General features: G+C 68.5%; 16 protein-coding genes and 1 tRNA gene. 7 read left to right on the plus strand and 10 right to left on the minus strand.

Features of this window, described 5'->3' with window-relative positions; genetic code table 11:
* Positions 1-5: 5 nt before the first annotated feature.
* Together mnmE and NS334_RS03195 are read right to left on the minus strand one after the other, a co-directional pair.
* On the minus strand, positions 6-1,280 hold the full coding sequence (mnmE, locus tag NS334_RS03190; RefSeq protein ID WP_058754523.1) for a tRNA uridine-5-carboxymethylaminomethyl(34) synthesis GTPase MnmE: 1,275 nt from the start codon (positions 1,278-1,280) through the stop codon (positions 6-8).
* Positions 1,277-1,513 (minus strand): DUF6489 family protein, encoded by a 237-nt coding sequence (locus NS334_RS03195; protein WP_058754524.1) that lies wholly within the window; start codon positions 1,511-1,513, stop codon positions 1,277-1,279. The genes mnmE and NS334_RS03195 overlap by 4 nt, the downstream gene beginning before the upstream one ends.
* A 147-nt stretch (positions 1,514-1,660) precedes the next feature.
* On the opposite strand from NS334_RS03195, the gene NS334_RS03200 reads away from it, so the two are divergent.
* Complete coding sequence (locus tag NS334_RS03200) at positions 1,661-2,350, plus strand: dienelactone hydrolase family protein (protein ID WP_058754525.1); 690 nt, start codon at positions 1,661-1,663, stop codon at positions 2,348-2,350.
* A gap of 38 nt (positions 2,351-2,388) precedes the next feature.
* On the opposite strand, the gene NS334_RS03205 is transcribed toward NS334_RS03200, so the two are convergent.
* Entirely contained in the window at positions 2,389-4,713 is a 2,325-nt protein-coding gene (locus NS334_RS03205) for an FtsK/SpoIIIE family DNA translocase (protein WP_058754526.1), read from the minus strand.
* Positions 4,714-4,831: 118 nt separating this feature from the next.
* On the opposite strand from NS334_RS03205, the gene NS334_RS03210 reads away from it, so the two are divergent.
* Both NS334_RS03210 and NS334_RS03215 read left to right on the plus strand, forming a co-directional pair.
* Positions 4,832-6,049: a UbiH/UbiF/VisC/COQ6 family ubiquinone biosynthesis hydroxylase gene (locus NS334_RS03210; protein WP_058754527.1), complete on the plus strand. Its 1,218-nt coding sequence runs from the start codon at positions 4,832-4,834 to the stop codon at positions 6,047-6,049.
* On the plus strand, positions 6,049-6,741 hold the full coding sequence (locus tag NS334_RS03215) for an aspartate/glutamate racemase family protein (RefSeq protein ID WP_058754528.1): 693 nt from the start codon (positions 6,049-6,051) through the stop codon (positions 6,739-6,741). Before NS334_RS03210 ends, NS334_RS03215 begins: the two co-directional genes overlap by 1 nt.
* Before the next feature lie 94 nt (positions 6,742-6,835).
* Here NS334_RS03215 and pdeM read toward each other — a convergent pair whose 3' ends face one another.
* The 4 genes from pdeM to NS334_RS03235 all read right to left on the minus strand — a co-directional run bounded on the left by pdeM (position 6,836) and on the right by NS334_RS03235 (position 12,551).
* On the minus strand, positions 6,836-7,513 hold the full coding sequence (pdeM, locus tag NS334_RS03220) for a ligase-associated DNA damage response endonuclease PdeM (RefSeq protein ID WP_058754633.1): 678 nt from the start codon (positions 7,511-7,513) through the stop codon (positions 6,836-6,838).
* Between the two features lie 58 nt (positions 7,514-7,571).
* Positions 7,572-8,969, minus strand: a complete 1,398-nt coding sequence (locus NS334_RS03225) for a M20/M25/M40 family metallo-hydrolase (RefSeq protein WP_058754529.1) — start codon at positions 8,967-8,969, stop codon at positions 7,572-7,574.
* Positions 8,970-9,177: 208 nt separating this feature from the next.
* Positions 9,178-10,104, minus strand: coding sequence for an aspartyl protease family protein (locus NS334_RS03230; protein WP_058754530.1), 927 nt, complete (start codon positions 10,102-10,104; stop codon positions 9,178-9,180).
* Positions 10,105-10,145: 41 nt separating this feature from the next.
* A complete protein-coding gene (locus NS334_RS03235) occupies positions 10,146-12,551 on the minus strand; it encodes a ligase-associated DNA damage response DEXH box helicase (protein WP_083500232.1) in 2,406 nt (801 codons plus the stop codon).
* Positions 12,552-12,822: 271 nt separating this feature from the next.
* On the opposite strand from NS334_RS03235, the gene NS334_RS03240 reads away from it, so the two are divergent.
* The 3 genes from NS334_RS03240 to NS334_RS03250 all read left to right on the plus strand — a co-directional run bounded on the left by NS334_RS03240 (position 12,823) and on the right by NS334_RS03250 (position 17,401).
* Positions 12,823-13,833 carry a ligase-associated DNA damage response exonuclease gene (locus NS334_RS03240; RefSeq protein WP_058754531.1) on the plus strand — a complete coding sequence of 337 codons (1,011 nt, stop codon included), beginning with the start codon at positions 12,823-12,825 and terminating at the stop codon, positions 13,831-13,833.
* A 122-nt stretch (positions 13,834-13,955) separates the two neighbouring features.
* Entirely contained in the window at positions 13,956-15,596 is a 1,641-nt protein-coding gene (locus NS334_RS03245; protein ID WP_058754532.1) for a S10 family peptidase, read from the plus strand.
* Positions 15,596-17,401, plus strand: coding sequence for a DUF885 domain-containing protein (locus tag NS334_RS03250; RefSeq protein ID WP_058754533.1), 1,806 nt, complete (start codon positions 15,596-15,598; stop codon positions 17,399-17,401). Before NS334_RS03245 ends, NS334_RS03250 begins: the two co-directional genes overlap by 1 nt.
* A 130-nt stretch (positions 17,402-17,531) precedes the next feature.
* Here NS334_RS03250 and NS334_RS03255 read toward each other — a convergent pair whose 3' ends face one another.
* Positions 17,532-18,212, minus strand: coding sequence for an RlmE family RNA methyltransferase (locus NS334_RS03255; protein WP_058754534.1), 681 nt, complete (start codon positions 18,210-18,212; stop codon positions 17,532-17,534).
* Positions 18,209-19,246 (minus strand): Ppx/GppA phosphatase family protein, encoded by a 1,038-nt coding sequence (locus NS334_RS03260; protein WP_153002572.1) that lies wholly within the window; start codon positions 19,244-19,246, stop codon positions 18,209-18,211. The genes NS334_RS03255 and NS334_RS03260 overlap by 4 nt, the downstream gene beginning before the upstream one ends.
* A 145-nt stretch (positions 19,247-19,391) precedes the next feature.
* Here NS334_RS03260 and NS334_RS03265 point away from each other — a divergent pair.
* A tRNA-Gln gene (locus tag NS334_RS03265) sits at positions 19,392-19,465 on the plus strand.
* A 98-nt stretch (positions 19,466-19,563) separates the two neighbouring features.
* Here NS334_RS03265 and NS334_RS03270 read toward each other — a convergent pair.
* On the minus strand, positions 19,564-19,764 hold the full coding sequence (locus NS334_RS03270; protein ID WP_058754535.1) for a hypothetical protein: 201 nt from the start codon (positions 19,762-19,764) through the stop codon (positions 19,564-19,566).
* Between the last annotated feature and the right edge of the window lie 41 nt (positions 19,765-19,805).

Below are 19,805 nucleotides of genomic sequence, written 5' to 3' on the forward strand. Positions count from 1 at the left end.
AACAATCACTTCCCAAGGCAAAACCTGCGGAACAATGCGTCGAGCATCGCCTCTGTCGCGTCGCGTCCCACTATCTCACCCAAGGACCGACTAGCAACCCGGAGCCGCTCTGCATCCAATAGCAGGTCAAGGCCTTCGATCTCCCGAAGTTCGCCGAGTGCCCGCTCGATAAGCAGTCGCTGCCCGCGATGAAGACGCAGCTCGCCCGCATCGCCCAACAACTGACGCGAGCGGTCCGACAGTATCGCCCATAGAGCATCGATCGTGGTCGCATCAAAAACCGAGGTGGTTGCGTCGAACTGGCCGACGTCCAGGTCTGGACGCGCGTCGTGGCGGGCACCCACACGAATGGCACCGGCAGGTGCATCCCGAGGGAGGCCGAGCCACAGCACGATGTCAGCCTGGCCCGCGAGACGCCGCGCCCGCTCGACCCCGATCGCCTCGATGGGATCGTCGGTCACGTCGGTCAGCCCCGCGGTGTCGACCAATCGATAGGGGAGACCCTCTCGCACGACGGAGGCTTCAAGAACATCGCGGGTCGTCCCGGCGATCGGCGTAACGATCGCAGCGTCGCGTCCGAGCAGGGCGTTGAAGAGTGACGACTTGCCGGCGTTCGGTGGACCCGCAAGCGCAACAAGCACCCCGTCCCGCAAACGCTCGACAGGGGGGCGAGCGACCAATGTCGCCAGCTCTGCTACGAGTTCCGACACGGGTTCGAGCGACATCGGCGTGGCGGCAGCGACGTCACCTTCGTCGGCATAGTCGATCTCGGCCTCTACCCGCGCCGCAATCAGGCTGATCCGGTCCATCCAGCTCTCGACCTGTCGGCTCAGGCCCCCCTCGGCGGTCGCCAATGCGGCCCGGCGCTGCATGTCCGTTTCCGCTTCCAGCAGGTCGGCCAGTCCCTCGGTCTGCGCCAGATCGAGGCGACCGTTTCTGAGCGCGCGCCGGGTAAACGCACCCGGTTCGGCCGCGACCAGCCCCGGCAGGGTCGAAAGCATCGTCTCCACTGCGCGGACGACGGCGCGGCCGCCGTGCAGGTGCAGCTCCACCAAGTCCTCACCCGTCGCGGAATGCGGTCCGGGGAAGAACAGCACCAACGCCTGATCCAGCGTCGCCCCCGCCGCGTCACGAAGCCGGCGCAGCGATGCGTAGCGGGGCCGCGGCACTCCACCGGCGAGCTGCTGACATGCTGCCTGCGCCTGGGGGCCGCTGATGCGAATGACCGCGATCGCAGCCGGCGGGCGGCCGCTCGACAGCGCATAAATGGTGTCGGTCATGCCCCGGGCTTGGTACCTGCCGTGAACAATTGCCGCCAGAGATCCATGCCGGCGTCGCCAACCGGCGCCCAGCTGCGGAACATCGCGCCGATCAGTTCAGGGGAGGGGGCCTGGCCATCGATCGTCTCGCGCATTCGCGTGAGGAAATGATCGTGGAGCGGGGTGAGGTCGGGAAGCCCCATCATCCGCCGGGCTTCTTCCGGGGTGCAATCGACCTCGATGGTCACTTTCATGCGGACGCGCTCCTGTACCGCGCCCAGTGCGCGTGCTGGAACGAGGTTATGCCCGCGAACGGCCCGTCATCGCAATGTCGTCCGCGGCTGGACACGCAGTGGCCGGTCATGCGCTATGGTGCACGTTCACACGCGATGAGGCTTTCGATGAGCAGCACTTCCATTCCGACCCTCGACGACGCGACGATGCCGGCGTATCGCGCCGACCCGTCCGATACACCCCGCGCCGCGATCATCGTCATCCAGGAAATCTTCGGCATCAACGCGGGTATCCGCCGCAAGTGCGACTCGCTGGCCGAGGCGGGCTATCTGGCGATCGCCCCCGACCTGTTCTGGCGCATCCGGCCGGGCATCGAGCTGGATCCCGATGTGGAGGCGGAGATGCAGCGCGCATTGGAGCTGATGGGGCAGTTCGATCAGGATCAGGGCATCCGCGACATCGAGGCCGCGATCCGTTTCGTGCGCGGAGAGGGGATCGGGATGGTCGGCGCGGTCGGCTATTGCCTCGGCGGACGGCTGGCGTACATGACCGCCGCGCGGACCGATGTGGACGCCAGTGTCGGCTATTATGCGGTCGGCATCGACGGGCTGCTGGGCGAGAAGCATGCGATCGCGAAACCGTTGATGCTGCACATCGCGGGCGAGGATCATTTCGTCGATCCGGCCGCGCAGGCGGCAATGCACGCGGGGCTCGACGATCATCCGAAGGTCACGTTGCACGACTATCCGGGTGAGGATCACGGCTTTGCGACCGAGTTCGGTGCGCGGCGTTCAGACGCCGCTGCACGGCAGGCGGACGAACGCACCGCCGCGTTCTTCGCCGAGCATCTCGGCTAAGGCGCAGAGGGGGCGCAGCTCGACGCGCCCCCGCTTCCTCAGGCGGGATTGCCATCGGTGTCGCGCAGCACCTCGCGCCGGCCGACATGGTCGGGGCGGCTGACGACGCCCTCCTTTTCCATCCGCTCGATCAGGCGCGCGGCGGAGTTGTAGCCGATCCGCAATTGGCGCTGCAGCCACGAGGTCGACGCCTTCTGACTGCCGCAGACGATCGCGACGGCGGCGCGATATTGCTGGTCCTCGGCCGAATCTTCGCCTGTGGGGGCGCCTTCCAGCGCGAAGCTCTCGGCGGGTTCCTCGGTGACCGACTCGATGTAATCGGGCTGGCCCTGCGCGCGCCAGTGATCGGTGACGGCGCGCACCTCGTCGTCGCTGACGAACGGACCGTGGACGCGGACGATGCCCTTGCCACCGGGCATGTAGAGCATGTCGCCGCGCCCCAGCAGCTGCTCCGCGCCCTGTTCGCCCAGGATGGTGCGCGAATCGATCTTACTGGTGACGTGGAAGCTGATGCGGGTGGGCAGATTCGCCTTGATAACGCCGGTGATGACGTCGACCGACGGCCGCTGCGTCGCCATGATAAGGTGGATGCCCGCCGCGCGCGCCTTTTGCGCGAGCCGCTGGATCAGGAATTCGACCTCCTTGCCGGCGGTCATCATCAGGTCGGCCAGCTCGTCGACGATGACGACGATCTGCGGCAGCACGTCGTAGTCGAGCTGCTCCTCCTCGTAGATCGGCTGGCCGTTCTCGCCATAGCCGGTCTGGACACGGCGGCCGAGCGGGGTGCCCTTGGCGCGCGCCGCGCGGACCTTGTCGTTGAAGCTGGCGAGGCTGCGGACGCCGACCGACGACATCTGGCGATAGCGGTCCTCCATCGTCTCGACCGCCCATTTGAGGGCGCGCACCGCCTTCGCCGGATCGGTGACGACCGGGGAGAGCAGGTGCGGGATGTCGTCGTACATGCTCAGTTCGAGCATCTTGGGATCGATCATGATCATCCGGCACTGGTCCGGGGTGAGCCGGTACAGCAGCGACAGGATCATGCCGTTCAGGCCGACCGACTTGCCCGAGCCGGTGGTGCCCGCGACCAGCAGGTGCGGCATCGGGGCGAGGTCGGCGATGACGGGATCGCCGGCGATATTCTTGCCGAGGATGACCGGAAGCTGCGCGGTCTGGTCCTCGAACGCCTGGCTGGCGACGAGTTCGTGGAGCGATACGGTCTCGCGCTTGGTATTGGGCAGTTCGATGCCGATCACCGAGCGGCCGGGGATGGTCGCGACACGCGCCGAGATCGCCGACATGTTGCGCGCGATATCGTCGGCGAGCGCGATGACGCGGTTCGCCTTCGTGCCGGGCGCCGGCTCCAGTTCGTACATCGTCACGACCGGGCCGGGCCGGACCTCCGTGATCGCGCCTTGCACCTTGAAGTCGTCGAGCACGGTTTCGAGCAGGCGGGCGTTGCGCTCCAATCCGGCCTTGTCGATCGGGCCGCCCTGATTGGCGGGGGCGGGGGTGAGCAGGTCGAGGCCGGGCAGCACGAAGCTGTCGCGCAGATCGAGCCGCTGCTGCGGCTTCGCCGGGGCGGCCGAGGGGGCGAGCGCCCGATCGCTGATGACCGGGGCTGGGCGGTGATCGGGCTGGGCGACGGCGCGTGGCGCGGGGGTGCGGGTGAGCGCGAATGGCGCATCCTCCTGGTCCTCGTCATCCAGGAAGATGTCGTCGCCCTCGTCGCCGGCGAACGCCTCTCCGCGCGCGCGCCGCCGCAACAGCGCGGGGGAAGGGGTGAAGCGCGCCAGATCGATCTCCAGGCTCCGTCCCCAGACGATCGCCCCCGCGATCCCCGTGATCAGGCCGAGCGCGACGATGCTCCACCACGTGACCTGCGCCTGGCCGATCAGATCGACGCCGCCACGGACCGCCGCCACGACGGCCGAGCCGACGCCGCCGCCCCAGCCGAACGGCAGCGCCGGCACCGCGCCGGGCGCCACGCACGCCAATGCCACCGCCATGAGCGCCACGCCGCCGGCGGTGTGGCGCAACATCCGCCATCCGTCACCGGTCGGTTGCGATCGCCACAGCCGCAGGCCGACGATCGGCGCGACCGGCAGCAACAGCGCCACCGCCGGACCGAACAGCGTCAGCGCCAGATCGGCGAACCACGCGCCGGGCACCCCGAGCAGATTGCCCGCCACCCCGCCGGCCGCGGTGTTGAGCGCGGCGTCGCCGGGGCGATAGCTGGCCAGCGCCACCGCCATCGCGATCGTCAGCGCGAACAGCAGCAGCGCCGCGATCAGCGCCGCACTGCGCAGCGCCCCCGCCTTGACCGTCTCACGCCACAGCGGCGCCTCAGCCCGGCTCGCCATCACCAACCCCCAACGATGTCAGAAAAGTACCGCCATATTGTCCGCCCGCCCGCGCGCGACGTCAAGATGCGCGCGGTGCCCGTTGGCACGCGTTCACGCAGGGGGTAGGGCTGGGCATATGGACCATGCAGATGTGCTCATTCTCGGTGGCGGGCTGGTCGGCAGCGCGCTTGGCGTGGCGCTCGATCGTCACGGGCTCTCGTCGATCATCGTCGATCCCGCCGACCCGGCGGTGACGCTGGAGGCCGGGTTCGACGGGCGCGCCTCGGCGGTCGCCAGCGCCAGCCACAAGATGCTCGACGCGATCGGGGTCGGCGCCGCGCTGCACGGCAAGGGGTGCGAGATACGGCAGATCCGTGTCAGCGACGGGCTGGCCCTCGGCAAGCTCGACTTCACCCCCGCGCCCGAGGATGCGGCGCTGGGGACGATGTACGAGAATCGGGTGTTGCGCCGCGCGCTCTTTGACGCGGCCACCGCCGCGCCACGGGGCGACCTGCGGATGCGGACGCGCGCGACCACGATCACGCGCGACGCGGGCGGGGTGCGTGCGACCTTGTCCTCGGGGGCGACCGTCACCGCCGACCTGCTGGTCGCGGCCGAGGGGCGCAACTCGCCGACGCGCGACGCCGCCGGGATCAACGTCGCGCGCTGGCAGTATGATCACACCGCGATCATCGGGGCGTTCCACCACGAGCGAAGCCACGAGAACGTGGCCTATGAGATCTTCTATCCGGCGGGGCCGTTCGCGCTGCTGCCGCTGCCGGACGATGAGGCCGGGCATCGCTCGGCGATCGTCTGGACGGTGGCGAGCGAACATGCCGCCGGGATGCTCAAGCTCGGCGATCGCGGTTTCCTGGCTGAGGCGGAGAAGCGGATGGGCGGCTTTCTGGGGACGCTGTCGAACGCGAGCCCGCGCGCCAGCTATCCGCTCGGTTTCCATCACGCGGCGCGCGTCACCGATACGCGGCTGGTGCTGGTCGGCGATGCCGCGCACGGTATCCATCCGATCGCGGGGCAGGGGGTCAATCTCGGCTATCGCGACGTCGCGGCGTTGGTCGAGGTGCTGGTCGAGGGGCGTCGCCTGGGGCTCGACGCGGGCGATGCGCAATTGCTCAAGCGCTATGAGGGGTGGCGCGGGCTCGACACGTTCATGGTCGCCGCCGCCACCGATACGCTGACACGGCTGTTCGGCATTCCGGGCAAGGCGGCCAGCGCGGTGCGGCGCTTCGGCATCTCGGCGGTCGATCGCTTCCCGCCGCTCAAGGACCGCTTCATGGCGGAGGCGCGGGGCGAGAGTGGCGATCTGCCCAAGTTGCTGATGGGGACCACCGTCTGATGCGAACGGTCGGGCTGATCGGCGGGATGAGCTGGGAAAGCTCGGCGCATTACTACCGGCTCATCAATCAGGGCGTGCGGGCGGCGGCCGGGGGCGCGCATTCCGCGCCGCTGCTGCTGCTGTCGGTCGACTTCGCGGAGATCGCCGCGCTTCAGCATGACGGCGACTGGGACGCGCTGGGCGAGCGGATGGCGACGGCGGCCCGCACGCTGGCGGATGCCGGCGCGGAGGCGATCGTGCTGTGCACCAACACGATGCACAAGGTCGCCGATGCGATCGAGCGCGCGCAGCCGCGCCCCTTGCTGCACATCGCCGATGCGACAGGTGCGGCGATCGTCGCCGGCGGATATCGACGTGTCGGATTGCTGGGTACGGCCTTCACGATGGAGCAGCCATTCTATCGTGAGCGATTGGCGGCGCGCTTCGGGCTCGATGTGCTGATCCCCGGCGACGACGATCGAGCCGACGTGCATCGCATCATCTATGACGAGCTGGTGCGCGGGTTGATCCGGGCCGAATCGAGGGCCCGTTATGCGGGGGTGATCGCACGGCTTGTCGAGCAGGGGGCAGAGGCGATCATCCTCGGCTGTACCGAGATCATGCTGCTGGTCGGGCAGGCCGATTCGCCGGTGCCGTTGTTCGATACGACCGCCGTCCATGCCGAGGCGGTGGTGGGGTTCGTGACCGGCTGACCGGCTCCGCCAGTTTCGGAGAAGCATCGGTTTCGCAGCATCAGGGGGGCGCCAGCCTTCCGAGACAAGGCGTCGGTGTGGCAAAGTGGTCGCGTCACGCCGCCAGCGGGAAGCGCAACAGCCGATCCGCGACCGCGACCAGCGCCTCCGCCTTGCCGCCGGTCGCACGCACGATGTCGGGATGCGTCACGTCCAGTCCGCCGGTGAGCGCGCCGAACGCCGGGAAGATCAGCTTCGTCGCGGTCGCCACGAAACAGCGGCGCGCCACCAACTTGCCGCGCACCCGCACCCGCAGCTTCGGGTGAAAATGGCCCGACATTTCCGGGCGGGGTTCATTCGGCAGCGCTTCGTGGCGGAGGACGACGCCGTCGACGACCATCTCGTCCGCGACCGATCCCCCGCAGCGGTCGATGTAGTCGCGATCGTGGTTGCCGGTGATCCACGTCCATTGCGTTTGCGCGGTCAGGCGTGTCAGCAGCGTGCGTGCCGCCTCCGGCAGGCGCTCACACCCGGCGATGTCGTGGAAGCTGTCGCCCAGGCACCACACTTCCCGCGCGCCGGTCGCCTCGACCAGCGCCGCGAGTTCGGTCAGCGTCGCGATCGAATCATAGGGCGGCAGCATCTGCCCACGCCCCGCGAACCAGCTCGCTTTCTCCAGATGCAGATCCGCGACCAGCAAGGCGCCCCGCGCCGGCCAGAACAGCGCGCCCTGCGGTAGCGCGCACCAGTCATGCCCGGCAAAGTGCAATGCGGCGAACGGAACGGGAACCATGCCGCTCGCCATGCCCCAGTGCGATCAGGCGATCAATGCGTGGGGGTGTAACGATCGGTCAGCCGGCATAGGCCTTCACCAGATCGAACAGGTAATCACGCGCATCATACAGGTTCTTGACCCCGATCCGCTCGTTCAGCCCGTGCACCCCGCTGGTCGCGGGATCGATGAACGTGCCCGGCACGCCATATACCGGGATGCCGATCGCCTCCAGGAACACGCCGTCGGTCGCCCCCGTCGACATCATCGGCAGGAGCGGCAGGCCGGGAAAGTGCCTGGCGGCGACCTGCCGCATCGGCTCGATCACCTTGGGGTCGAGCGCCGGGGGCACGGCGGTCGGGCGGATCGGCTGGTTGGCGGTCACCGTCACCTTCGGCCCGGCCAGCTTCTTCAGCGTCGCCAGCGTGCCGTCGACCGTCTCCCCGGGGAAGATGCGGCAGTTGACGTTCGCCGTCGCGCGCTGGGGCAGCGCGTTTTCCGCATGGCCGGCATTCACCAGCGTCGCCACGCAGGTGGTGCGCAGCGTCGAGTGCATCACCTTGTCGCGGCTGACGATCGCATCCGCCGCCTTGTCGGCCGGATCGGCGAGCAGCCGCGTGATCGCACCGCCGACATCGCCGCCCATCCGCGATGCGCTGGCACTGAAATACGCGCGCGTGGTGTCGGTGAAGCGGATCGGGAATTCATATCCCTGCACCGCCTTGATCGCGTCGGCGAGCTCGTAGATCGCATTGTCGGGCGTGGGCGCGGAGCTGTGGCCGCCGGGATTGGTCGCGACGAAGGTGAAATTCTGCGCGGCCTTCTCGCCGACCTGCACCGCCAGCAACTGCCGCTTGCCGTTCGTGTCGAGCCGGCCGCCGCCACCCTCGTTCAGCGCAAAGTCGGCGGCGATCAGGTCGGGGCGATGCTGCGCCAGCCATTGCGCGCCGTTGAAGGCGAAGGTCGTCTCCTCGCCGCACGTCAGCGCCAGCTTGATCGTGCGCTTGGGGCGATAGCCCTGCTGGCGGAAGCGCACCATCGCGTCGGCCCAGATCGCGGACATCGCCTTGTCGTCGACCGCGCCGCGCGCGTAATAATAGCCGCCTTCCTCGACCAGCGTGAAGGGATCGCGCGCCCAGTCCTCGCGCTTGGCGGCGACGACGTCGAGGTGGCCGAGCAGCAGGATCGGCTTCGCCGCCGGATCGCTGCCCTTCAGCACCGCGACGATGCCGCCGTCCCTGGGGTGATCGGGGACCGAGAAATAGGTGATGTCGCCGTCGGCGAACCCTGCGGCCTTCAGGCGGGCGCCGACCTGCGCCGCGGCCTGGGTGCAGCTGCCGACGTTCACGACCGTGTTGGTTTCCACCATCTCCTTGTAGAGATCGAAGAACGCTTTCTGGTCCGGGCGGGCCTGCGCGGCTGCCGGCGATGCGCCCAGCGTGGTCATCATTGCTGCTGCGAGCGCTGCCTTATGCATCCCTATCCTCTCCGTCATTGCGATCACCGTTCGCAGCGAAGTGATGGGGGCGCAATCATGGAGGCGATATTTTGTTCGCGCAGAGGCGCAGAGGCGCAGAGAGGACGCGCGCTCGGCGGTCGGGAGACAGGATTGCGGCCGATGATCTGTCTCCCGATCGCCACGTACACCACCTCTCTGCGCCTCCGCGCCTCTGCGCGAACGACACCTAGAACGCCGCCGCCCGCCGCGCATCCTTCGGCAAGAGCAACCGCAACTCGCGCCGCGCGAAATCGATCTGCACCCGCCGGAACAGTCGCAGCGCGTCCATGCCGAGAAGCAGCGCGGGTTTCCCTTCCAGCCCGAACGCCTTGAACGGCGGCGCATCGGCGAAGGCGACCGGCAGCGAATGGATCGTTGCGCTGCCCAGTGTCATGCCGGGCACCAGCGCGAACTCGGTCGTGATCTGGTCCCCCAGCACGCTGGTGAAGATCGCCGGCTCGCCCGCCTTGCGCCGGCTGAGCAGGCGGCGCAGCGCGAGGTTGCCGAGGCTGACGCTGGTGCCGGTGTCGAGCACGACGCGCACCCGCCGGCCGGCGACGGTGGCGTTGGTGACGACCAGTTGCCCGAACAGGCTGCGCGCGCGCACCACGATCTCACCCGGTTCGGTGCGCGGCGGCTTGTGGCCCACCGCCGGGGTGACGGTCATGCGTTGCCGGTCGAAGTCGATCGTCAGCGCGTGATCCTGCATCGTGTCGATGCCGAGGATGCCGAGCGCGCCGAGATTCTGCGCCTCCAGCGCGGGCGCCTCGACCCGCCGCGCGCCCAGCGAACTGACCGACAGCGAAGGGACGATCACCGTTCCCACCGCGCTGGTGCCGGTGATCGCGGTCAACCGCACGCGCGGGCCGGGCGGCAGACCCAGCCGCGCGGCGAGCTGGCGCGAGATGACGCTTCGCTGCGCCCCGGTATCGATGATGAAGGCGAACGGCCCGGCACCGGCGATCCGTACCGGGACGGTCATGCGGTCCTCATGGTCGAGAAAGGCCAGATCGTCGCTAGCGGGGGCAGGGGCGGGCGCAGCGGGCGGCGTTGCCTCCTGCGCGGCGGCAGGCAACGCGGCACACGCCAGCAACAGCGCGAAAAGCCTCTCCATCGCCGCAGGTTACGCCGCGCCCGCGCGCGACGCCAGCGCGATTAATCGACCCGCATCGCCTCCGCCGCCAGCGCCTCGGCCTCGATCAGCAGCGCGTCGTCGGCGCTGCCGGTCGCAACCTTCTCGCGTCCGATCAGCGTCAGCACCGGCACCGCCAGCGGGGTGACGCGCGGCAGATCGACATGCACCATCGTGTCGGCGGCGCGCTCCAGCAGGTCGGCGAGCCGCCCGACGTCGGTCATCCGCGCGCGCGCATCCGCCCAGGCGGCCTGCAGCAGCACATGGCCGGGTTCGTACTGACGCAGCACGTCGTAGATCAGGTCGGTCGAGAACGTCACCTGCCGCCCGGTCTTGCGCTTGCCGGGATGCTGGCGCTCGACCAGCCCGCCGATCACCGCCACCTCGCGAAACGCGCGCTTGAGAAGATGCGAGCGTTCCACCCATTCGACGAACTCATGTTCGAGGATATCGGCGCTGAACAGGGCCGCCGGGTCCACGACCTTCTCCAGCCCGTAGCAGGCGATCGCATAATCGTTGGCGACGAAGCCGAGCGGCTTGAGCCCCAGCGTCTCCATCCGCTTCGTCACCAGCATTCCCAGCGACTGGTGCGCGTTCCACCCCTCGAAGCTGTAGGCGACCATGTAATGCCGCCCTTCGCGCGGGAAGGTCTCGACCAGCAACTGGTCAGGATGCGGCAGCGTCGAGCGGCGCTGCTGGATCTCCAGCCATTCGCGCACATCGTCGGGAAAGCGGTGCCATTCGGCGGGCGTGTCGAGGAAGCGCCGCACGCGGTTCGCCAGATTGGTCGACAGCGGCATCCGGCTGCCGCCATAGGTCGGGATGCGCGCCGGGCGGCTGCTGGCGCGGACGATCAAATCCTCGGTGTCGATCTTCTCGACCTCGAGACTCATGCCGGCAAAGAAGAAGGTGTCGCCGTGGCTGAGCGTCGCGGCGAAGCCCTCCTCCACCTTGCCCAGCGCGCGGCCGTTGCGGAAGCGGACCTTCAGCATCGTCGCCTCGACGATGATCCCGGCGTTCAGCCGGTGCTGCGCGACGAACTTCGGGTGGCTGACCCGCCACAGGCCATCCGCGTCCTGCGTCAGCCTCTTGAAGCGGTCGTAGGCGCGCAGGCTGTAGCCGCCGTCGCGGATGAAGCCGAGCACGCGCTCGAACAATTCATCGGTCAGCGCCGAATAGGGCAGGGCCGAGCGCACCTCGTCGAGCATCGCCGCCTGATCGAACGGCGCGGCGCAGGCGCACGCCATGACATGCTGCGCCAGCACGTCGAGCGCGCCCATGCGGAATACGTCGGCGTCCAGTTCGCCCGCCTCGACCGCATCGAGCGCCGCCCGCGCCTCGAGATATTCGAAGCGGTTGCCCGGCACGAGGATCGCCTCGCTGGCCTGATCCAGCCGGTGGTTCGACCGCCCGATCCGCTGGAGCAACCGCGACGATCCCTTGGGCGCGCCCATCTGGATCACGCAATCGACATCGCCCCAGTCGACGCCGAGATCGAGGCTGGCGGTGGCGACCAAGGCGCGCAGCCGCCCCTCGGCCATCGCGCCCTCGACCTTGCGGCGCGCTTCCTTTTCAAGGCTGCCGTGGTGGATTCCGATCGGCAATTGTCCGGTGTTCGCCTTCCAGAGGTCCTGGAAGATCAGCTCGGCAAGGCTGCGGGTGTTGCAGAAGACGATCGAGGTGCGATGCGCGGCGATCTCCGCCATCACCTGTTCGGCGGCGTAGCGCCCCGAATGCCCCGCCCACGGCACGCGATCCTCCGGCAGCAGGATCGCGACATTCGGGTCCACCCCGGAATCGCCATGGACCAGCGACACGGTGTCGATATCGCCATCCGGCGCCAGCCACGCGCGATAGCCGTCCGGGTCGGCGACCGTCGCCGACAGCGCGACGCGGCGCAGATCGGGCGCGATCCGCTGGAGCCGCGCCATGCAGAGATTGAGCAGGTCGCCGCGCTTGCCGGTCGCGAAGGCGTGCACCTCATCGACGACGATCGTCTTCAGGTTCGCGAACATCGTGAAGCTGTCGGGATAGCTGAGCAGCAGCGACAGCGATTCCGGGGTGGTGAGCAGGATCTGCGGCGGCTTCACCCGCTGGCGTGCCTTGCGGTCGGAGGGCGTGTCGCCGGTGCGCGTCTCGACACGCAGGTCGACGCCCATTTCCGCGACCGGGCCGAGCAGGTTGCGCTGGATATCGACCGCCAGCGCCTTCAGCGGCGAGACGTAGAGCGTGTGGAGGCCGTCACTCGGCGCCTCGATCAGTTCGGCGAGCGTGGGCAGGAACCCGGCCAGCGTCTTGCCGGCGCCGGTGGCAGCGATCAGCAGTGCGTGACGCCCGGCGCGCGCTTCGTCCAGCATCGCCAGCTGATGCCCGCGCGGCTGCCAGCCACGCCGCGCGAACCAGTCGCCGAGGACGGCGGGGAGGGGGATCAATCGCGGGTCCGGACGTGCATGACGGGGATGTAGGAAGCGGCGGGCGCGGCGTCATCCCCGCGTCGGCGGCGGCCACGTCCCCGCGACATCAACGGATTGCGGATGGGGGGATGACGCCCGGTTTGGCGGCAGCGGGCTTTCGCCGCGATCTCGCACGCTGAGGGAAACACAGGTCGCGGGTCGCCTCGTCGGTTCGCGCCGAGCGGCCGTAGCGCATCGTCAACGAAGGCGCGATGAACTTCGATCCGCGTGGCCGGTTGATGGCGGCATGGCGACGCGCGACGGCACTTTGGGCGACTGGCTGGAACCGCATCCGCATGGAATTTACGTCCGTCCCGCCGATGCGTGGGTCGATCCATCGATTCCGGTCGCGAAGGCGCTGGTGACGCACGGTCACGCCGACCACGCGCGCGGCGGCCATGGCGCGGTCTGGGCGACGCCGGAGACGCTGGCGATCATGGATGCCCGCTATGGCCGGCAGGAGGCGCGCCCGGTCGCCTATGGCGCAAGCGTGCGGCTGGGGGAGGTCGAGGTCGGTTATGTCCCGGCTGGTCATGTGCTGGGTTCGGCGCAGATCGTGCTCGACTATCGCGGCGAGCGGATCGTGGTGTCGGGCGATTACAAGCGCCGCCCCGACCCGACCTGTACGCCGTTCCAGCCGGTCAAATGCGACGTCTTCATCACCGAGGCGACGTTCGGGCTGCCCGTCTTTCGCCATCCCGACACCGGCGACGAGATCGACAAGCTGATCGCGCGGCTCCACGCCAACCCCGATCGCTGCATCGTCGTCGGCGCCTATGCGCTGGGCAAGGCGCAGCGGGTGATCGCCGAACTGCGCGAGCGCGGGCACGAGGCGCCGATCTATATCCATGGCGCGTTGCAGCGCTTGTGCGACCTTTATGCCGACCATGGCGTGCGGCTGGGTGAACTGCGCCCGGCGACCGGCGTCGCGAAGGCGGAGATGGCCGGGCATGTCGTGATGTGCCCGCCCTCCGCGCTCAACGATCGCTGGTCGCGCCGACTGCCCGACCCGATCACCGCGATGGCCAGCGGCTGGATGCGGGTGCGGCAGCGCGCGCGGCAGAAGAACGTCGAACTGCCGCTGATCCTGTCCGACCATGCCGACTGGGACGAGCTGACCGCGACGCTGACCGAGATTTCCCCGCGCGAGGTGTGGGTGACGCACGGGCGGGAAGAGGCGCTCGTTCATTGGTGCATGACGCGCCAGATCCGCGCGCGGGCGCTGGCGCTGGTGGGATTCGAGGATGAGGACGATTGACCCCGCCGTCATTCCCGCCCGCGCGGGAATGACGGTGAAGTGGCGGCACGACGGTAAGGCCGCTTGCATCGTTTCGTTCGCGACGACTACACCATCCCCCTGACAGAAAAGGGGATCGCCTGATGCGCTTCGGATATGCCGCCCTCCTGCTCGCCGCCGCGACGATGCCGGCGCAGGCGCAGGACAAGGCGGGGGACAAACGGCCCGCCAGGAACAATGCCGAGGTACAGAAGGAAGAGGCCGACGCCGCGACCGCCAATGCGCCGGTCGAGGAACGCGCCGAGACGTCGAAGGGCGCGGTGACGGTCGCGGGCAAGCGGCTGCCCTATACGGCCACGGCGGGCACGCTGACGATCCGCGATATCGAGGGCAAGCCGACCGCCTCGATGTTCTACACCGCCTATACGCTCGACGGGACGAAGCCTGGGACGAAGCGCCCGATCACCTATTTCTACAACGGCGGGCCGGGCAGCCCGACCTTCTGGCTGCACATGGGGTCGTTCGCGCCGATGCGGCTCCAGACCGGCAGCCCGGAGTTCATCCGACCCGCGCCCTATGATTTCGGCCCGAATCCCTACACGTTGCTCGACAAGACCGATATGGTGTTCCTGGACGCGATCGGCGCAGGCTATTCGCGGCCGCTCGGCGACTCCAAGCCGTCCGACTTCTACGGCACCGACGAGGATGCGGATGCCTTCGCCAAGGCGATCATCCGCTATTCGACCAAGTTCGGACGCTGGAACTCGCCGAAATTCCTGTTCGGCGAAAGCTATGGCACGCTGCGGTCGGGGGCGCTCGCCTATCAGTTGCAGGATCGCGGCATGGCGCTGAACGGCGTGGTGCTGCTCAGCTCGATCATGAACTACGGCTATCGCCAGCCGGGGCTCGATCAGGTGTATCTGAACTATCTGCCCAGCTATGCCGCGACCGCCTGGTATCACAATCGCCTGCCCAACCGCCCGGCGGACGTCGCGACCGTCGTGCAGCAGGCGCGCGAATTCGCGGTCGGCCCGTATATGTCGGCGCTGGCCAAGGGGCAGAACATCTCGGCCGAAGAACGCGATACGGTCGCGCGGCGGATGAGTGAGCTGACCGGCCTGTCGCCGGACTTCCTGATCCGCAGCAATCTGCGCGTCGATCTTGCCCGTTTCCAGAAGGAGTTGCTGCGCGGCACCCGCCAGACGGTCGGGCGGTTCGACTCGCGCTACGTCGGGGTCGACAGCGACGCGGCGGGCGAGCGGCCGGAAAGCGACGTGTCGTCGGATGCGATCTCCGGCGCGTTCATCGCGACGTTCAACGATTATGCGACCCATACGCTCGGCTACAAGACCGACATGCCGTACCGCCTGTCGGCGCGCGATGCGAAAGGCTGGACCTGGAACTGGAAGCACGATTCGCCGCTGCGCGGTGGCGGGCAGCAGAACAATCCGAACACCGCGATCGATCTGGCGGCGGCGATGCGCGGCAATCCGTACCTGCAGGTGCTGTCGATGAACGGCTGGTACGACATGGCCACGCCGTTCTTCGGGACCGAGAACGATCTCGGCCATATGATGCTGGAGCCGACGCAGCAGCGGAACCTGACCTTCACTTACTATCCGGCGGGGCATATGACCTATCTGAACCCGGAGGCGCTGGTGACGATGAAGCGCGACCTGTCGGCCTGGTACGACCGCGCGCTGTCGGTCGCGCGATCCGATACGCCACCGGTGCCGCCGTCGACGTCGGCGGCACCGGCCGCAGGGCAGGGAGGGCCGAACTGATGCGCGCGCTGTTGCTCGCACTCGCCGTACCCGCCACCGTCGCCGCCCAGGCGCCGGCAACGCGGGCCGCCGCTCCGGCGGCGGCGGAGGATGCGCGGCTGACCGCCTTCCTCGATCGCGCGTTCGACGCGCGCGTTGCGCTGAGCCCGGAGGCGCAGACCAGCCTCGGGCTGAAGACCAACTACGACAAGCTCGACGACGAAACCGACGCCGCCGCGATCCGCGCGCGGGACCTGTCCGAACGGCAGTTGCGCGAGATGCGCGCCAGCTTCTCGCCGGCGAAACTGGGGGCGAGCGGCAGGCTGAGCTATCGCCTGTTCGAGCAGCAGGTCGAACGCGCGCGGGACAGCTTCCGCTTCCGCAAATGGCGTTACCCGGTATCGACCAACGGCAGCCCGATGGGCGACGTACCGGCGTTCCTCATCAACAACCACCGTATCGACAGCGTGGCGGACGCCGATGCCTATGTCGCGCGCATCCATGATTCGGAGCGGGTGATGCGCGAAACCGCCGCGCTGATGCGCGAGCAGGCCCGGATGGGTATCGTCCCGCCCAAAATGGTGTACGCGCCCGTGCGCGGCGATGCACGCAAGGTGCTGACCGGCGCGCCGTTCACGGCGGGGGCCGATTCGGCGCTGATGGCAGACTTTCGCAAGAAGGTGACGACGCTGAAGACGTCGGATGCCGACAGGCAGCGGCTTCTCGCGGCGGCGGCAGCGGCGATGACCGGGCCGATGAAGCGCGGCTACGACCTGATGTTCGCGACGCTGGATGCGATCGAGCCGCAATCGACCGGAAATTTCGGCGTGTGGAAGCTGCCGCAGGGCGCCGACTATTATGCGGTGCGGCTGCGGGATTCGACGACGACCGATCTGACCGCCGACCAGATCCACGACCTCGGCCTGCGGCAGGTCGCGGCGATCCGGCAGGAAATGGAGGCGGTGAAGACGCGCGTCGGATTCAACGGCACGCTCGAACAATTCTTCGATGTCGTCCGCATCGACCCGCGCTTCAAATATCCGAACACCGAGGCGGGGCGCGAGGCGTATCTGAACGACGCGCGCGCGTTCGTCGGGCAGATGATGACCGCCGCCCCGCGCTTCTTCCTGCGGCTTCCCAAGGCGAAGCTGGAGGTGCGCGCGGTCGAGAAATGGCGGGAGGCGACCGCCTCGACCGCCTTCTACAACCGCCCCGCGCCGGACGGGTCGAGGCCTGGCATCTTTTACGTCAACCTGGTCGACATGAACCAGACGCAGAAGATCCAGCTCGACGCGATCGCCGCGCACGAGGCGGCGCCCGGCCACCATTTCCAGATCGCGCGCGCGATGGAGCTGGAAGGGCTGCCGCGCTTCCGCACGCTCGGCGGCTATGGCGCCTATGTCGAGGGCTGGGGGCTGTACAGCGAGCGGCTGGCGAAGGAGATGGGAGCCTATACCGATCCCTATGCCGAGTTCGGGATGCTCTCGAACCAGGTGTGGCGGGCGATCCGGCTGGTGCTGGACACCGGCATCCATTCGAAGAAATGGACCCGCGAACAGGCGGTGGGTTATTTCCGCGCCAACAGCTCGGTCAGCGACACCGACATTTCGCGGGAGGTCGATCGCTATTTCAACTGGCCGGGACAGGCGACCAGCTACATGGTCGGGCAGTTGAAGATCGCCGAGCTGCGGCGGAAGGCCGAAGGCGCGCTGGGGCCCAAGTTCGATATCCGCGACTTCCATGAGGTCGTGCTGGGGCAGGGGGCGCTCCCGCTCGACGTGTTGGAAGAGCAGGTCGACGCCTATATCGCCACGAAGAAGGCCTGACGCGGCCCTCACCCATAACCGTCACCCCGGCGCAGGCCGGGGTCCAGTTGCGGGCCTCACATTGCCATGCGGTGACGTCTCCCAACCGGGCCCCGGCCTCCGCCGGGGCGACAGCATAGGTAAGCGCTCGCTATTCCTCGCCGACCGGCGCAGCCCGCCCCTTGAACCCCTGCGCCACGACGAACCACTCGACCGAACCCTTGCGGCTCGACGGCGGCTTGGCATGTTTCACGGTCGCGAAATTGCGCTTCATCTCCGCCACCAGCGCCGAATCCGCGCCACCGGCGAACACCTTGGACACGAACGTGCCGCCCGGCCGCAGCACGTCGATCGCGAACGCCAGCGCGGTTTCGACCAGCGCCATGGTCCGCAGCGCATCGGTCTGCGGATGCCCGACCGTGTTCGCCGCCATGTCCGACATCACCAGATCGGGCGCACCGCCCAGGGCCTCCATCAGCTTGCCCGGCGCGGCATCGTCCATGAAATCCATCTCGAAGATCGTCACGCCGTCGATCGGATCGACCGGCAGCAGGTCGATCCCGACGATCGCCGCATTCGGCGCGACGCGGCGCACGACCTGGCTCCACCCGCCCGGCGCAATGCCGAGATCGACCACGCGCTTCACGCCCTTCAGCAATCCGAAGCGTTCGTCCAGCTCGGTCAGCTTGAAGGCGGCGCGGCTGCGATAACCCTCGGCCTTGGCGCGGCGGACATAAGGATCGTTGAGCTGCCGCTCCAGCCAGCGCGTCGATTGCGCAGTGCGGCGCTTGGCGGTCTTGACCCGCTGCCGCCCGACTCCTGCCCCCCTCATGCCCCCGTCTCCATCAGGCGCCGCAATATGCCCTCGCGGATACCGCGATCGGCGACGCCCAGCCGCTCGGCGGGCCACAGATCGAGAATGCCCTCCAGGATCGCACACCCCGCGACGACCAGATCGGCGCGCTCGCGCCCGATGCACGGCAATTTGGCCCGTTCCGTGATCGACATGCCCGCCAGTTCCTGGCTGATCCGACGCATCGCCGCAGCGGGCGCGATCAGCCCGTCGACCTGCGCGCGGTCATAGCGCTCCAGCCCCAGATGGACGCTGGCCAGTGTCGTCACGGTTCCCGACGTGCCGAGCAGGCGCGGCGTGCCGGCCGGACGCGGCAGGCGCGCGGCGAACGGCGCGAAGCTTTCCGTCACCAGCGCGCGCATCCTCTTATAGGCCCGGGCGCGCTCCTGCACGGTGCCGCCGCCGCCTGCGCTTTCGGTCAGCGACACCACGCCCCACGGCGCGCTGTGCCAGTCGCGGACCCGCGGCACGGTCGTGTCGGCATCGACCAGCACCAGCTCGGTCGATCCGCCGCCAATGTCGAACACCAAGGCCGGGCCGGTGCCGGGCTCCAGCAGCGCATGACAGCCGAGCACCGCCAGCCGCGCCTCCTCCTCGGCGGAGATGATGTCGAGGTGGATGCCGGTCTCTTCCAGCACGCGCGCAATGAACGCCGCGCCGTTGCTCGCGCGGCGGCATGCCTCGGTCGCAACCGATCGCGCCAGCGTGACGTTGCGGCGCTTCAATTTGTCGGCACACACGCGCAGCGCGGCGATCGTGCGTTCGATCGCGGCATCCGACAGCGCGCCGCTATGCGCCAGTCCTTCGCCCAGCCGGACGATTCGGGAAAAAGCGTCGACCACCGCGAAGCCGTCGCCCTGCGGCCGGGCGATCAGCAGCCGGCAATTGTTGGTGCCAAGGTCCAGCGCGGCATAATGCCGCGCCGCGCCGCGCATATGGCGCGGCTGGGGTCGTGCCGAACGGGCAGGCGAATCGGCCTGCCGGCGCGGCAATTGGGCGGGATAATCCACCATTGCCGTCAACTTTCTTATATCTGCCGGACCGGGATCGCCCCTGCGATCCCCCGGTGCTTGGCACCCAAGCTACACACTTGGTATTGGCCGGGCAAGGCAGGCGTTGACACGGCGCGGACATGCTTCTAGAGGCACCACCTCTCGTTGCCCGATCCTCTAATGGTAAGAGAGCGGACTCTGACTCCGTCAATCAAGGTTCGAATCCTTGTCGGGCATCCACTTTTTGCATCGCTGAGCATGTCGCGATCGATCCTGCGGGATCGGTTTTCGCAGATCCTGTCGGAAACGCGGGCGGCGGGATTCGCGCCTCGCGATCGTCAGCGGGTCGCGGCGTTCGCGCGCCGGATGAGCCATGGTGCGGAGCGACGTCCGGGCGCGGCGGCGCGCGGGGCGGCACGTTCGGTGGCGGCGGCGGGGTGCGGCGACAGGCCGAACCAGTGCGGCCGATCGACCGCGACGAGGACCGCAAGAAGCGAGCATCCGAGGGCGAACCAGGCCGAAAGGGCGCGTGAGGTCATCGGGAAGCTCCTGGCCGGTGGCGGTGGACGGCCGGTGCGAC

The sequence above is a fragment of the Sphingomonas endophytica genome, assembly GCF_001476895.1.
Lineage (GTDB): Bacteria > Pseudomonadota > Alphaproteobacteria > Sphingomonadales > Sphingomonadaceae > Sphingomonas > Sphingomonas endophytica_A.